The organism is Janthinobacterium svalbardense, assembly GCF_002327145.1.
In the GTDB taxonomy this organism is placed as follows: Bacteria; Pseudomonadota; Gammaproteobacteria; order Burkholderiales; family Burkholderiaceae_D; genus Janthinobacterium; species Janthinobacterium tructae.
Genome location: NZ_CP023422.1, coordinates 1,432,530 through 1,446,489 on the forward strand (window position 1 = coordinate 1,432,530; position 13,960 = coordinate 1,446,489).

Genomic DNA, 13,960 nt, shown 5'->3' on the forward strand with positions numbered 1-13,960 from the left:
TTTGTCCATCCTTTAGTCTGCAACCACTGTGTTGACGACTTTGAAGGGGTGTTTTCGTATGCTGGAACTGATTCACAAGCACTACCCCGCAGCACGCCTGCGGCAACTGGCGCACGCCGTCTCGGTGGCCGTGCTGGCGCTGGCAGCGCCCGGCGTGGCGCATGCGCAAGCCGCCCTGGATGGCGCTGGCGCGCTCGACGCCGTCATCGTCACGGGCGCGCGCGGCACGGGCCGCACCGTGGCCAACAGCGCCGCACCCATCGACGTGATCAGCGCGCAGCAATTGCAAGCCACGGGCAAGTTGAACTTGCTCGATGCGCTGGACACTGCCTTGCCATCGTTTAACTTGCCGGCCCGCGTGCAGCCCGATCTGGGCAGCATCGTGCGCGCCGGCCAGCTGCGCAACCTCGACCCATCGCATACGCTGGTGCTGGTGAATGGCAAGCGCCGGCATACGACGGCCATCGTCAATGAAGATGGCTTTCCCGGTTCCGTCGCGACCGACCTGGCCCTGATCCCCACGGGGGCCATTGCCCGCGTGGAAATCCTGCGCGACGGCGCCTCGGCCATCTACGGCTCCGACGCCATCGCCGGCGTCATCAACATCATCTTGAAATCCGATGACAAGGGCAGCTTCAGCACGCAGCTCGGTTCCACCTACGATGGCGACGGCACGAACGGTTCCGCGCGCATCGATGGCGGCACGCGCCTGGGCGAGCACGGCTTTGCCCACTTCGGCGCCGAAGTCCAGCGCCAGGGCATCGCCGTGCGCAATTTCAGCTTGAATCCCGGCTATCTGTCGTATCCGGCCGTACGCAACAGCGATGGCCAGCTGGTCAAATTGGGGCCGAACAACAGCTTGCCGGCCGGCGCCTCGCCGAACCCGGTCGAAGCGAACCGCAACAGCAATCCGTGGCGCAATACGGGCGTGCCGCAAAGCACGACCGCGTCGCTCAGCGCCAACCTCGGCTATGACGTGTCGAACGAGGTGCAACTGTACGGCTTCGGCACGTATGCCCACCGCAATGCCCGCTCGGCGCAGAATTTCCGTATTGCCCAATACCATTTTCAATAACAACAAAGGCTTGCTGTCCGTGTATCCCGACGGCTTCACGCCGTATGAAACGACGAGCGAAAACGATTTTTCCTTGACGGGTGGCATCAAGGGCGAGACGGCGGGCTGGAGCTGGGATATCAGCAGCACCTACGGCCGCGACGATATCGACGTGGGCGTGGAGCACTCGGCCAATTACTCCCTGACCTATCCGGGTGGCAAGACCGATTTTGACATCGGCAACCAGCGCTACAGCCGCTCGACCACCAACGCCGACCTGCGCCGTCCCGTGCCGCTGGGCTTGAGCGAACCGGCCGACCTCAGTGTCGGTCTCGAGTATTCGCATGAAACGCAGCAGCGCAGCCCGGGCGAACCTGCTACCTGGCAGGGCAGCGGCTCATCGGCGCTGGCCGGCTACCTGCCCGTCGATGCGTCCGACACGGCGCGCCACAGCTATGCGGCGTATATCGGCCTGGGCGCCAAACTGACGCCGCAATGGCTGCTCGACACGGCCCTGCGTGCCGAAAAATATTCCGATTTTGGCAGCAAGACGACGGGGCGTTTGTCTGCCCGCTATGACGTCACGCCCGCCGTGGCCGTGCGCGGCACCGTCAGCAATGGTTTCCACGCCCCCAGCCTGGTGACGCAATCGTATTCGAACACCTCGGACCATGCGGGCGTGCCCTACACCCTGGCGCAGCCGAATTCGGCCGCGGCGCGTGCCCTGGGCGCGCAAGCGTTGAAACCGGAAAAATCGACGAATTTGTCGGCCGGGCTGACCTTCAATCCCACGCCCACCCTGCGCCTGGCCGTTGATGCGTATCAAATCAAGGTCAGCGACCGCCTGGGCGTGTCGTCGAGCATCGGCATCGACCGCAGCTCGGGCGTGGCACTCGACGGCAGCGGCCGGCCGTTGACGGCGGCGCAAGCAACCGTCATTGAAAACCTGCTGCGCTCGGCGGGTTTGACGGTAGGCAATGGCCTCGTCGCGCATTACTTTGCCAACGTGGGCGACACGCGCACGCGCGGCATCGATTTCACGGTGGAAGATGTGCTGCGCGTGGCCGAGGGCAAGCTGCGCTGGACGGCGGCGGCGAATTTCAACCAGACGAGTCTGGTGGGCAAGGCGGCACTGCCAACGGTGCTGCAAGGCTTGCCGAATATCGGCACCCTGAGCAAATCGGCCGAGTACGACTTGCTGTACCGGGCACCGCGCGACAAGGAAATCCTCACCCTGGCGTATGAAAAAGCCGGCTGGACGTTCAACCTGCGCGAGACGCGCTACGGCAAACTCAAGCGCCTGAACGCCATCACAGGCGGCGATTATCAACTGAAAGCCGCCTTCGTGACGGATGTCAGCGTCGGCTACGACATCAGCAAGCGCATCAACCTGACGGTGGGCGCCAACAATGTCTTCGACCAGAAACCCAGCCAGGTGCCGCGCGAGGCACGCAGCGCGTCGAATCTGGCGCAGTACACGGGCGCGTATGACAACTCGGGGCCATTAGGCGTCCTTGGCGGCTATTACTACGCCCGCGCCACGATTCACTTTTGATCTGCCATCGCTATCTCCATACTTATAATCAAGAACGGGAAATCCTCTATGTCTGACAAAAATCAACACGCGGCCATCGATCTGGAATGGGCCAATCTCCTTTCGCCGCAACGCCGCACGGTCTTGCGCGGCGGCGGCCTGGTGGCGGCGCTGGCCGCCTCTAGCCTGGCTGCTTCGGCGCTGGCGCAGGATGGCGCCGTCAAACGCGCGCAACCAGCACCCGGTAAAAGTCCGTGGGGCGAGCATACGGATACGGCGCCCACGCCGCGCCCTGTCAGCGTGCGGCCCGGCGAGGAAACCTTGCCGGGCAAGCCGCGCGCCTACACGGATATCGAGAGTTATCACGCGCATATCTATTTTGATGAAGACAGCTATCAGAAGGCGGCGCTGATACGCAAGTGGGCGGCCGAGCGCTTCCAGATCGAGCTGGGCGACTGGAACTTGGAGCCGCGCGGCCCGCACGTGACGCCCTCGTTCTATTTCGGCTTTACCAATGATTTGCTGCCCGTGATCGTGCCATGGTTGCAGCTCAACAGCCTGGGCTTGACGATATTGATCCACCCGAATACGGAAGATCCCCGTGCCGACCATCTGTATTACGCGCTGTGGGTGAACCGTTCGCAGCCCGTGAATGGCTATGCGATGAAGAAGCCGGGGCCGGGCGAACCGCGAGTCGAGCAGATCGTTGTCAATACGCGCCCGACAGTGAAAATCGAAACGTCGCGCGCATGAGCTGGGCATAAAAGAAAACGCCACGCCAGTGTGAACTGGCGTGGCGTTTTGATGGATATGCTGTGTATCAGCCGTGTTTCTGGATGAATTCGCCGATTTTCGGGCAAATGACCTCGCGCCAGCGGCGGCCCGAGAAGATGCCGTAGTGGCCGCATTTCGGCGCCACGAAATCTTGCTGCATCTCGGCAGGGATGCCGGAACACAAGTCATGCGCCGCCTGCGTCTGGCCGGCGCCGGAAATGTCGTCCAGTTCGCCTTCTACGGTAAACAGCGCCACATTCGTGATGTCTTGCGGACGCACCAGCTGGCCGCCCACTTTCCAGGTGCCCGTCGGCAGGCTGAATTCCTGGAACACCGTTTTGATGGTTTCCAGGTAGTACTCGGCCGGCATGTCCAGCACGGCGTTGTACTCGTTGTAGAACTGACGGTGGCCTTCCGCCGGCTCGTCATCGCCCGTCACCAGGTGCATATAGAACTCGCGGTGGCTTTGTGCGTGGCGGCCCGGGTTCATGGCGATGAAACCGGCGTGCTGCAGGAAGCCCGGATACACCTTGCGGCCAAAGCCAGGGTAGTTCGGCGGCACCGCGTAGATCACGGTGTTTTCAAACCACGAGAATTTCTTTTCCGTCGCCAGGTTGTTCACTTGCGTGGGCGAGCGGCGCGGGTCGATGGGGCCACCCATCATCGTCATGGTCTTCGGCATGTGCGGATCTTTTGCCGTTGCCATCAGCGAGATGGCGGCCAGCACCGGCACGGTCGGTTGACAGACGGAAATCACGTGCAGGTCAGGTGCCAGCAGGCGGATGAACTCTTGCACATAATAAATGTAGTCGTCCAGGTGGAACGGGCCTTCCGTCAGCGGTACCATGCGCGCGTCCGTCCAGTCGGTGATGTAGACATCGTGCTCGGCCAGCAAGCCGCGCACGGTATCGCGCAGCAGGGTCGAGTGGTGACCGGACAGGGGGGCAACCAGCAAAACTTTGGGCTGTTGCAAGCCAGTGGCTTCTTTTTTGAAGTGAATCAGGCGGCAAAACGGTTTTGTCACGACAACGTGTTCGCGGATCTCGACGCTCTCGCCCTGGACGAGCACGGATTTGATGTCGAATTGCGGTTTTTCGTAGTCTTTGCCAAGGCGGTACATCAGCTCGTAGCCGGCTGCGATGCGTTGCGAAAACGGAGTGTGGGCCAGTGGGGAAACCGGGTTGGTAAATAACTTGGAGGACATGTCTGCCCATTGCATCACCGGAGTGAGGAAAGAGCGTTGCAGTTCGTGCAGTTGGTAAAGCATATAGAGTCCTTGTTTAATTCCAAGCGCCAATATCGGCTCAAATATCATAATCCAATTCTACGATATTTGTTGAGGACAAAATGTGCTTTACCGCGCATAGGTCCATAGTTTGCGCATCGATGTGACAGCGCGCCACACTTGCGTGGATAGACCTGCAACGATGTTTTAAAAGCAAAAAAAGCAGCGTTTCCGCTGCTTTTTGTACCTTTATTTGCCGCTACGCCCCGGCGGGGAAGGCGAATCCCCGCCAGAACGACTGCCGCAACTGCCGTGCGTTAGCGCACAAGCATGTCGAGCTTGTCCTTGACGTCCTTGAATTGCTCGGCTTCCGGCAAGGCAGCCTTCGTCTTGGTGATCGAAGGCCAGTTGCGGGCCAGATCGACGTTGATCTTGATGAAAGCTTGCTGGTCGCCCGGCACGTCTTCTTCCGCGAAAATCGCGTTCACCGGGCACTCTGCCACACAGACGGCGCAGTCAATACATTCGTCCGGATCGATCGCCAGGAAGTTCGGGCCTTCCCGGAAACAATCTACCGGGCAGACATCGACGCAGTCGGTGTAGCGACAGGCGATGCAGGATTCGGTGACAACGTGGGTCATAACAGTCCTATCAATTTTTGGGGGAGGTGCTGTAGCGCCTGCAGGAACCTCGGCGGCGCATACTAAAGCAAAGCATTGTATTTTAAGGCAATTCGCTATTTCTCACAAATCCCGCTTATATACAATACGTATAAGCAAATTCATTTTTTCGCGTTGCCGTTGCCGTGCAGTGAGTGCAATTCAGCGACTATCCGGGACGTTGCCATGACGAACGCGGCAAGAAAGCGACAGTCGCCCGATGCGGCAGGGCGCAGTGCGGGCGGCGTGCCGACTTGCCGTGTGGTGTTTTTGTTTTACTCAAATCAAGATCGACACATAATACATGCCAGAAAAATCAGGCGCTGGCACGTATTTGCGTCAGTAACTGTTGCCAACGTGCATTTTCAGCACTGCCATCCTCGGCAAACGTGATGGTGCGGCGCGCAGTGGGCGCGTCGACGGTGATCTGCCAGCGGGGGATATCGGCACCCAGCTGTTCACCCGTGGCTTGCTGATGCGTGAAAAAGCCGCTGCTGGCCAGTGCCGCTTCCAGTCCGGGGCCAGCCGGATGGGCTTGGGTATCGATGTCATACTGTTCACTCAGGCCGGCAAAGCCGCCGCTGCTGCGGGCTGAAATTTTCATGCTGCTCCTTGTTGTCGATGGTGGTGGGGGCCAGTCCGGCAGGCCTGAAGCGGGCGTGCTGGTGCGCTGCTGTACTGCGTGCTTGTGCTGCGCAGTTGTACTGTCTAGCGGGCGCCGTAACTGCGGCACCAGGCGGCCAGCGCTTCGCGCTCCGCTTCCAGCAATTGATCCGACTCGCTGTATTCCGCATGGTTCATGGTACCGCAGCAGGCGCGCCTGTCTTGCACTGCGCCGTCCCCGTCGACGACGCCGGGGGCAAAGCTCATCTGGCCATCTTCTGTCATGGCATGGGCCTTGAGTACTTCGCGCACGGTAAAGCTGTTGCGGATGTAGTCCAGGTAGGCGCCATTGCCATCGGCCTCGGCGATCGTCAGCATGTGGCCGGCTACGTCGGCATACGTGGCGGCTTGCTCGGGCGATGCCACCAGGGCGCGCAAGACGAGGCTGCGCAGGTAGTCGCCACAGCGGTGCAGCACGGCCGCGTCGTCTTCCAGCTGGGGCTGGCGTTCGTGGGCAAAGATGTCGGCCAGGATGTCGTAGATGGCGCCCGTAAATACTTGCGAGATGGCGTGCACTTCCGTGCCTGCTTCCGATAGCTTGATGTCGTTGTCGGCATTGCGCAAGCCGTTTGGCCGGCCCAGGGCCAGGCCGAACTGTTCCGCCAGGTCGGCCAGGAAGGTCTTGTCGTGCAGGTCGGACTTGGTTTGGGCGATCACCGCTTCCACCTGGTCCAGCTGCGACAGGGCCAGGAAGATGGCGGTCAGGTCGCCGAACGATTCGTGCAAGCCGCCCGTTTGCGGTGGATTGTTACTGAGCAGCCAGTTCGGTTTCAGGCCATCGAGCACGGCGTGCCCCGTTTCATGCGAGACGATGTCGAGCGAGCGGCAGGTGTAGACGCGCTCGGTGGCGCCGCTGGGGATGAAGTCGCCGAACTTGAGGGCCTTGTCGCTGCGGCTGTAGTACGCGTTCATGACATTGGGCAAGCCGTGCGGAAACACACGCAGGGGCGCCGTATTGCTGGCGCTATTCCATTGCCAGGGCAGGGGCGGCGCCGTGTCGTTGCTGGCCAGTGCGCGCTGGTACATGGTGAGCGTCATGCGCACGATGGCAAAGGTGTGCACGGCGTCGAACTGGTCTGTGTTGGGCGAGACGATGAAGTCGCCGAAGGCATTCGGGCTGACCTGCGCGATGCCCGGTTCGCCAAACGTGATGCGCGCGTCGCGTGGGCCTTGCAGGATCAGGCCGGGCAAAAAAGCCTTGCGCGTGCCCAGGTCGCTGACGGACGGGTCTTGCTTCCAGATCAACACGCGCGAACCGACGGGCACGGCGGCCAGGTTGCGGGCCGTTGCCTCGCTCAGGCGGGGCGGGCCTGGCTGCAGGGTCAGTTGCGCATTCTTTCGGTGCTGGCGGTATGGCGCCGAGGGGGTAGGGACATAGCCGACGGGCAGGGACACGCATTTGGTCAGCACGGCTTCGACCGGCACGATGACTTTCTGGTCCATGGTAGCTCTCCAAGATACGCGCAGCTGGAACTGGAATAGTCGTCCCGCTTCGGCGTGTCCGGTTTGATCCCGCGCAAACGAGATGCGGGACGGCGGGCGTTTTTTTGCCAGGTCAGTGCCCGCTGCGGCCGTGCCTGCCGCATGGCGGCTGGTATGATGCTGGCCGTATGGCCCCCGTTTTTATAATAAAAGGATCGTTTGATGGCGGATATAAATATAGTTCAGCAACATAAGCTGACAGCAGCAAAGGCGCGCGAAGCGGCGCAGCAAGTGGCCGACAAGCTGGCCCAGGAATATGACCTGGCGTGTGCCTGGGATGGCGATGTGCTGCGCTTCGAGCGCAGCGGCGTCGATGGTTCGCTGACCCTGGAAAAAGAGCAGGCGCAACTGCAAATCAAGCTGGGCTTCATGCTCAGCGCCTTTGCTTCCACCATCGAAGGCAAGATTGCCGAGAAGATGCGCAAGGTGTTTACCGAAGCAGTTTGATGGTGTTCTACCCGCTTGTCTGGCGCCCTGTCTGCTGCTAGGGCAGGCGTCGCAGCGATGGGCGAAAAGACGATGCCAGCACATCTCTTTTCGCCTTTTTTACGTATGACTGTACGCTGGCGAACATTGCTATCACATTTCTATTTGGAAAGCCATTGGACTTTAGTGTCTTTTTGCGTTATACTTGAGTCATATTTACAACAGCTACACCGCGTTTCACCTTCTGCTTCGCAGTACTCTCCGCTCGCTGAGTGGTGAATAATTCTTTGGGTTTTACACCCGCATCCAGTTAAAAGTAGTTTGGTCGATTTTTCGGTCAAATACATTTGGTGCCATGTATTTGCATGGCGCTAGCGTTGTTAAAAGTCCTGAACCACAGCCTCTTTTAGCACGCACACGGCACCCAGGCATCGGCTTTGGCCATCCGCTGGTCACACGCGTGTCACCCCCTGTTTACTGTCGCTCCCGTGTGCTTTTGCGCCGTGGCGTAGCCGACGCAACAGGGTTTGCAGATTCCCGCCGCAAGCTAGCAGCTTGCTGGGTTTCATTCCATTCGTCAAATCGAGGGAGAACCACATCGTGGCAAAACAAATCATTATCGACCATGTGTTCAAAGTGTTCGGCGACAAGCCAGAAGAAGCACTTGAACTCGTCCGCAAGGGCGCCAGCAAGCAGGATATCCTGGCCAAGACCGACTGCACCATCGGCGTCTTCGACGCCACCTTTACCATTGAAGCGGGCGAAATCTTCGTCATCATGGGCCTGTCCGGTTCGGGCAAGTCGACCCTGGTGCGCATGCTGAACCGCCTGATCGAGCCGACCGCCGGCCGCATCCTGATCGACGGCAACGACATCAATACCTTGCCGGACGCCCAGCTGCGTGCCCTGCGCCGCAAGGACATCAGCATGGTGTTCCAGTCGTTCGCGCTGCTGCCGCAAATTACCGTGCTCGACAACACTGCCTTCGGCATGGAACTGGCCGGCATGCCCAAGGCCGAGCGCCATGCGCTGGCCCAGCAAGCGCTGGAGCAGGTCGGCCTGGACGGCTACGGCGCCAGCTATCCCGACGAATTGTCGGGCGGCATGCAGCAGCGCGTGGGCCTGGCCCGTGCGCTGGCTTGCGATCCATCGATTTTGCTGATGGATGAAGCATTTTCCGCACTCGATCCGATTATCCGTACGGAAATGCAATCGGAACTGCTGCGCTTGCAGCAAATCAAGCGCCGTACCATCGTCTTCATTTCGCATGACCTCGACGAAGCCATGCGCATCGGCGACCGCGTTGCCATCATGAAAGACGGCCACGTGGTGCAAGTGGGCACGCCGGAAGAGATTTTGCGTAAGCCTGCCAACGATTATGTGCGCAACTTCGTGCGCGGCGTCGATGCGGCGGCCGTCTTCAAGGCCAGCGATATTGCCCGCAAGAGCCAGATCGTCGTGTCCGAGTCGCCGAGCCGCGGTTCGCGCGCCGCGCTGTCGATGCTGGAAGAGCAGGATCGCGCGTTTGCCTACGTCGTCAATCCGCAGCGCAAGTTCCTCGGCGTCGTCTCGGTCGATTCGCTGCGCAGTGCGCTCGACGGCCATGTGGGCCCGCTGGGCCTGGCACATGCCTATTTGCCCGACGTGCAGACCATCAATGCAGAGGAGCCAGTCGCCGGCCTGTTCGGCCAGGTGGCGCAATTGCCTTACGCCGTCCCTGTGGTGGCCAATGACGGCAGCTTCCGCGGCGCCATCAGCAAGACGACCTTGCTGAAGTTCCTCGACCGCGATACGCCAGCCATTGCCGAGCCACAATTACAGAAAGGACAAGCATGAACCCAAGCACCGTTTCCACAGTAGAACCTGTTGTTGAACAGGCGGCCCAGATCAATCCCTGGCTGCCGGCAGCGCCGAGCGATACCTCCTGGCTGGACGCTGCCGCGTCTGCCGCCACGCCCGAACACGCCAGCGGCTTTCACCTGACGCAACTGTTTGACGGCTCGCTGCCGCTGGAAGCCTGGATCAACCAGGGCCTGGGTTGGGTCGTTGCCAATTTCCGTCCGTTTTTCCAGGCCGTGCGCGCGCCGATCGACAGCACCCTGAATGGCGTGAGCGAATTGCTCCTGGCAGCCCCGTCGCTGACCGTAATCGCCATCGTCGGCTTGCTGGCCTGGCAATTTACCAGCCGCACCCTGGCCATCGGCACCGTGCTGGCGCTGCTGGTGGTATCGATGCTGGGTATCTGGCCGGAAGCCATGATCACCTTGTCGCTGGTGCTCACCTCCTTGGCTTTCTGCCTGGCCATTGGCTTGCCGCTGGGCATTTTCCTTGCCAGCAGCGACCGCGCACAGAATATCCTGCGCCCCCTGCTGGACGCCATGCAGACCACGCCCGCCTTTGTTTACCTGGTGCCGGTGGTGATGCTGTTTGGTATCGGTAATGCGCCAGGCGTGATCGTGACGATCATCTTTGCCCTGCCGCCGCTGGTGCGTTTGACCAACCTGGGTATTCGCCAGGTGCGTCCGGACCTGATCGAAGCGGCCCGCGCGTATGGCGCCTCGCCGTGGCAGTTGCTGACCCGTGTGCAGTTTCCGCTGGCCATGCCATCCATCATGGCCGGTATCAACCAGTCGCTGATGTTGTCGCTGTCGATGGTCGTGATCGCCTCGATGATCGCCGTCGGTGGCCTGGGTCAGATGGTGCTGCGCGGTATTGGCCGCCTGGACATGGGCCTGGCAACGGTGGGTGGCCTGGGCATCGTGCTGCTGGCCATCACTCTCGACCGTTTGACGCAAGCGATGGGCCAGCCGCGCCGTGGCGTACGCCATTGGTATCAGACGGGTCCTGCCGGTTTCGTGCTGCGCCTGGTGCGCGGCAATGCGAAGAAAAATAATGTTGAACAGCAAGCAACGCTGGCCAACGCACAATAAAGGAAGCACATGCATCAAATTGACAATTTTAAAGTGACGCAAAAATCGCAACGCAAGTTCCAGCTGTTTTCGGCCCTGGCGCTCGCCGCCCTGGCCCTGACCACCAGCCTGGCCATGGCGCAAACGCCGGCTGCGCCCGCCGATGCGTTGCCCGGCAAGGGCATCAAGGTGCAGGCGCTGCAAAGCTCGATCGCGGAAGAAACCTTCCAGACCATGCTTGTCGAGCGCGCCCTGGAAAAGCTCGGTTATGAAATGCAGCCGATCAAGGAAGTGGAATATCCGACCGCGCATATCGCCATCGCCAACGGCGACGCGACCTTTCTGGCCGTGCACTGGGATCCCTTGCACAAGGACTATTACAACAATGCCGGCGGCGACACCAAACTGCTGCGCACGGGCCAGTATGCCGGTCCTGCCGCGCAAGGCTACATGATCGACAAGGCGACGGCCGAGAAGTACAACATCAGCAATATCGACCAGTTGCGCGATCCCACCCTGGCCAAGCTGTTCGACCATGATGGCGATGGCAAGGCTGATTTAACGGGCTGCAACCCCGGCTGGGGCTGCGAGGCGATGATCGAAAACCACATGGACGCCTACAAGCTGCGGGCAACGGTCAAGCATGTGCAGGGCAGCTATTCTGCGCTGATCGCCGATACCATCGGCCGCTACAAGCGTGGCGAGCCGATCCTGTACTACACGTGGACACCTTACTGGGTCAGTGGCGTGCTGGTGCCGGGCAAGGATGTTGTGTGGCTGAAAGTACCGTTCTCGTCCACACCCGAGAAGACGAATACCCGCCTTGACGATGGCAGCGACTATGGTTTTGCCGTCAATACCACACGCATCGTCGTGAACCGCGACTGGGCCGCCAAGAATCCGGCGGCCGTGAAACTGTTTGAAGTCATGCGACTGCCGATTGCCGACATCAATGCACAGAACGAGCGCATGCGCATAGGCGAAAACACGCAGGCCGATATCGCGCGCCATACGGCCGGCTGGATCAAGTACCACCAGGCTACGTTTGACGGCTGGATCGCGCAAGCGCTGGCGGCAGCGAAAAAGTAATTTACGGCTGATACCGGCGTAAAAAAAGTGGCTACCGATTCGGTAGCCACTTTTGCGTTTTCGGCCTGTTTTCACCTGTTTTGGTGGTTTTTCGTGAGTTTTCAGCCGTTTACGGCTGATTTCTCTGTCAAGCAGGCGTTGCTCGCGTTTAATCCTTCAAGTCTTCGATCAAGTCGATGTATTGTTGCTGCGCATCTTCCTTCGAGGTGCCGGCCAGGGCCGCCCAGGCGTCGAACTTGGCGCGGTTGACGAAGTCGGTCATGCCAGGACGCTCGCCCGTGGCGTCGCCGCTCGAGGCTTGCTTGAACAAGGCGTAGATTTTCAACAAGGTCATATTGTCCGGACGCTCGGACAGGGTCTTGGAATCGAGCTGCGCTTGTTCGAATTGCTCTTGTAAACTCATGATGGCTCCTGTGTGCTGATGGAATCGCTGGAAAAGTGCGGCAGGCGCGGCGGAGTGGCCACCGTGCGTGCTGCAGTGCCTGACATCATAGTGAAAAAAGCGCGCCGTGCATTAGAGGACACACTCAAAACAAAAGCGCCGCCGCTGAGTGAACAGGGGCGGCGCCAGAGACAGTCGCTTGAGCGCTGCGGAGTCCGTTCTTATACGCCCAGCAGTTCGACGTCGAAAATCAAGGTGGCGTTCGGTGGAATCGCACCGCCGGCGCCGCGTGCGCCATAGCCCAGTGCTGCCGGGATGATCAGCTGGCGCTTGCCGCCCACTTTCATGCCTTGCACGCCTTCGTCCCAGCCTTGAATGACGCGGCCTGCGCCCAGCGGGAATTCGAATGGGTCGTTACGGTCCTTGCTCGAATCAAATTTCGAACCGGCGCTGCCGTCGTCGTTTTGCAGCCAGCCCGTGTAATGTACGACAACATTGTTGCCGGCTTGCGCTTCAGCGCCTTCGCCGACGACGGTATCGATGTATTGCAGGCCGGAAGCGGTAGTGGTGGTGGTCATGATAATCCTTGTGTAGGCGATGAAAGCTTCAGATTGTAGAGCAATGAGTTGCAAAGCGCCATTCCAGGCGCGGGACAGGGAAAAAGGGCAAATGACGGCGATGTGTGGCTGCCCGCAGCATTTAAGGGGGATTTCACACAATAAATACAGTGTTCCACGTAAAATGCCTGTTTTGTATTTAACAGTGATTTCTTCCATGTTCCGCAGTCTACGCCGCCTTGTTTTTTCCTCGCTGTGCCTGGTTTCCGCAATATCGACGGCGCAAGCCGAAGTGGTGGTGGTGCTCAATTCCCGTGATGCTACGGTGCAACTGCTGGACCAGAAAACCCATGCTCCCCTGTCTACCTTTGCCGTCGGCAAGGAACCGCATCACCTGATGGAAACGCCGGACGGCAAGTCGCTGATCGTCGCCAGTTCCGTCGGCAATGAGCTGATCTTCCTCGACCCCGTATCGGGCCAGATCCAGCGCCGCATCAGCAATATCCTCGACCCTTACCAGATCGGCTTTTCGCCGGACCAGAAATGGTTCATCTCGAACTCGCTGCGCCTGGACCGCATCGACCTGTACCGCTACGACGGCAAGAACCTGACCCTGGCCAAGCGCATTCCGCTACCAAAATTGCCCAGCCATATGGCCTTCACGGCCGACAGCACCATGGCTTTCATTACGCAGCAGGGCAGCAACCAGGTCAGCGCCATCGACCTGGCCACGCAAACGGTGAAATGGACCATGCCTGTCGGCCCGGCGCCGGCCGGCATCACGATGACGCCCGATGGCAAGCATTTGCTGGTGGGCATCATGGGCAGCGATTACGTGGAAGTGATCGACTGGCGCACGCAAAAGACCGTCAAGCGCATCAAGGCGGGCGCCGGTACGCATAATTTCCGCGCGCTCGGTGATAACCGCATGACGTTTGTCTCGAACCGCGTGTCGAACACGATCAACATCATCGACCAGCAAACCCTGGAAAACGTGGGCACCATCAATGTGCCCGGTGGCCCGGACTGCATGGAAATCACGCCCGATGGCAAGACCATGTGGGTGACCTTGCGCTGGATCAAGAAAGTGGCCGTGATCGATCTGACCACGCGCAAGGTGATCAAGACGATACCGGTGGGCCGCTCGCCCCATGGCGTGTATTTCGCCACCCATTCGCCGCGCATGTGATGACGGGTGTGATGATG

Annotated in this window: 14 protein-coding genes; 8 read left to right on the top strand and 6 right to left on the bottom strand. The window is 60.0% G+C overall.

Annotated features, from left to right (window positions below):
- Positions 1-58: 58 nt before the first annotated feature.
- The 3 genes from CNX70_RS06370 to CNX70_RS06380 are packed head-to-tail and all read left to right on the top strand — an operon-like array spanning position 59 to position 3,341.
- Positions 59-1,075, top strand: a complete 1,017-nt coding sequence (locus tag CNX70_RS06370) for a TonB-dependent receptor plug domain-containing protein (RefSeq protein ID WP_096234014.1) — start codon at positions 59-61, stop codon at positions 1,073-1,075.
- Positions 1,053-2,609 carry a TonB-dependent receptor plug domain-containing protein gene (locus CNX70_RS06375; RefSeq protein WP_157750915.1) on the top strand — a complete coding sequence of 519 codons (1,557 nt, stop codon included), beginning with the start codon at positions 1,053-1,055 and terminating at the stop codon, positions 2,607-2,609. The genes CNX70_RS06370 and CNX70_RS06375 overlap by 23 nt, the downstream gene beginning before the upstream one ends.
- 48 nt (positions 2,610-2,657) lie before the next feature.
- Positions 2,658-3,341 (top strand): DOPA 4,5-dioxygenase family protein, encoded by a 684-nt coding sequence (locus tag CNX70_RS06380; RefSeq protein ID WP_096234016.1) that lies wholly within the window; start codon positions 2,658-2,660, stop codon positions 3,339-3,341.
- Positions 3,342-3,408: 67 nt separating this feature from the next.
- On the opposite strand, the gene CNX70_RS06385 is transcribed toward CNX70_RS06380, so the two are convergent.
- From CNX70_RS06385 to CNX70_RS06400, 4 genes are all read right to left on the bottom strand, one after another.
- Positions 3,409-4,629 (bottom strand): polyhydroxyalkanoate depolymerase, encoded by a 1,221-nt coding sequence (locus tag CNX70_RS06385; RefSeq protein ID WP_071079215.1) that lies wholly within the window; start codon positions 4,627-4,629, stop codon positions 3,409-3,411.
- Between the two features lie 275 nt (positions 4,630-4,904).
- Positions 4,905-5,228, bottom strand: a complete 324-nt coding sequence (gene fdxA / locus CNX70_RS06390; protein ID WP_034782458.1) for a ferredoxin FdxA — start codon at positions 5,226-5,228, stop codon at positions 4,905-4,907.
- 334 nt (positions 5,229-5,562) lie between these two features.
- Positions 5,563-5,850, bottom strand: a complete 288-nt coding sequence (locus CNX70_RS06395) for a protealysin inhibitor emfourin (RefSeq protein ID WP_071079214.1) — start codon at positions 5,848-5,850, stop codon at positions 5,563-5,565.
- Between the two features lie 104 nt (positions 5,851-5,954).
- Positions 5,955-7,352 (bottom strand): gluzincin family metallopeptidase, encoded by a 1,398-nt coding sequence (locus CNX70_RS06400; protein ID WP_096234017.1) that lies wholly within the window; start codon positions 7,350-7,352, stop codon positions 5,955-5,957.
- A 201-nt stretch (positions 7,353-7,553) separates the two neighbouring features.
- Here CNX70_RS06400 and CNX70_RS06405 point away from each other — a divergent pair, with 201 nt between their 5' ends.
- From CNX70_RS06405 to proX, 4 genes are all read left to right on the top strand, one after another.
- A complete protein-coding gene (locus tag CNX70_RS06405; protein WP_070219270.1) occupies positions 7,554-7,838 on the top strand; it encodes a polyhydroxyalkanoic acid system family protein in 285 nt (94 codons plus the stop codon).
- Positions 7,839-8,417: 579 nt separating this feature from the next.
- Positions 8,418-9,653: a glycine betaine/L-proline ABC transporter ATP-binding protein ProV gene (gene proV / locus CNX70_RS06410; protein WP_096238301.1), complete on the top strand. Its 1,236-nt coding sequence runs from the start codon at positions 8,418-8,420 to the stop codon at positions 9,651-9,653.
- Positions 9,650-10,747, top strand: a complete 1,098-nt coding sequence (gene proW, locus CNX70_RS06415; protein WP_096234018.1) for a glycine betaine/L-proline ABC transporter permease ProW — start codon at positions 9,650-9,652, stop codon at positions 10,745-10,747. The genes proV and proW overlap by 4 nt, the downstream gene beginning before the upstream one ends.
- Positions 10,748-10,756: 9 nt before the next feature.
- Positions 10,757-11,815 (top strand): glycine betaine/L-proline ABC transporter substrate-binding protein ProX, encoded by a 1,059-nt coding sequence (gene proX / locus CNX70_RS06420; RefSeq protein ID WP_096234019.1) that lies wholly within the window; start codon positions 10,757-10,759, stop codon positions 11,813-11,815.
- A gap of 148 nt (positions 11,816-11,963) precedes the next feature.
- On the opposite strand, the gene CNX70_RS06425 is transcribed toward proX, so the two are convergent.
- Together CNX70_RS06425 and CNX70_RS06430 are read right to left on the bottom strand one after the other, a co-directional pair.
- Positions 11,964-12,218 carry an acyl-CoA-binding protein gene (locus CNX70_RS06425; RefSeq protein WP_034760268.1) on the bottom strand — a complete coding sequence of 85 codons (255 nt, stop codon included), beginning with the start codon at positions 12,216-12,218 and terminating at the stop codon, positions 11,964-11,966.
- Between the two features lie 200 nt (positions 12,219-12,418).
- Positions 12,419-12,775: an FKBP-type peptidyl-prolyl cis-trans isomerase gene (locus tag CNX70_RS06430; RefSeq protein WP_010395194.1), complete on the bottom strand. Its 357-nt coding sequence runs from the start codon at positions 12,773-12,775 to the stop codon at positions 12,419-12,421.
- A 196-nt stretch (positions 12,776-12,971) separates the two neighbouring features.
- Here CNX70_RS06430 and CNX70_RS06435 point away from each other — a divergent pair, with 196 nt between their 5' ends.
- A complete protein-coding gene (locus tag CNX70_RS06435) occupies positions 12,972-13,943 on the top strand; it encodes a YVTN family beta-propeller repeat protein (protein ID WP_096234020.1) in 972 nt (323 codons plus the stop codon).
- Positions 13,944-13,960: the final 17 nt, after the last annotated feature.

Excerpts from the sequence above, each read along its gene's own strand:
- CNX70_RS06370 (WP_096234014.1), top strand. The coding sequence starts at position 59 with ATGCTGGAACTGATTCACAAGCACTACCCCGCAGCACGCCTGCGGCAA.
- CNX70_RS06380 (WP_096234016.1), top strand. The coding sequence starts at position 2,658 with ATGTCTGACAAAAATCAACACGCGGCCATCGATCTGGAATGGGCCAAT.
- CNX70_RS06385 (WP_071079215.1), bottom strand. The coding sequence starts at position 4,629 with ATGCTTTACCAACTGCACGAACTGCAACGCTCTTTCCTCACTCCGGTG.
- fdxA (WP_034782458.1), bottom strand. The coding sequence starts at position 5,228 with ATGACCCACGTTGTCACCGAATCCTGCATCGCCTGTCGCTACACCGAC.
- CNX70_RS06395 (WP_071079214.1), bottom strand. The coding sequence starts at position 5,850 with ATGAAAATTTCAGCCCGCAGCAGCGGCGGCTTTGCCGGCCTGAGTGAA.
- CNX70_RS06400 (WP_096234017.1), bottom strand. The coding sequence starts at position 7,352 with ATGGACCAGAAAGTCATCGTGCCGGTCGAAGCCGTGCTGACCAAATGC.
- CNX70_RS06405 (WP_070219270.1), top strand. The coding sequence starts at position 7,554 with ATGGCGGATATAAATATAGTTCAGCAACATAAGCTGACAGCAGCAAAG.
- proW (WP_096234018.1), top strand. The coding sequence starts at position 9,650 with ATGAACCCAAGCACCGTTTCCACAGTAGAACCTGTTGTTGAACAGGCG.
- proX (WP_096234019.1), top strand. The coding sequence starts at position 10,757 with ATGCATCAAATTGACAATTTTAAAGTGACGCAAAAATCGCAACGCAAG.
- CNX70_RS06425 (WP_034760268.1), bottom strand. The coding sequence starts at position 12,218 with ATGAGTTTACAAGAGCAATTCGAACAAGCGCAGCTCGATTCCAAGACC.
- CNX70_RS06430 (WP_010395194.1), bottom strand. The coding sequence starts at position 12,775 with ATGACCACCACCACTACCGCTTCCGGCCTGCAATACATCGATACCGTC.
- CNX70_RS06435 (WP_096234020.1), top strand. The coding sequence starts at position 12,972 with ATGTTCCGCAGTCTACGCCGCCTTGTTTTTTCCTCGCTGTGCCTGGTT.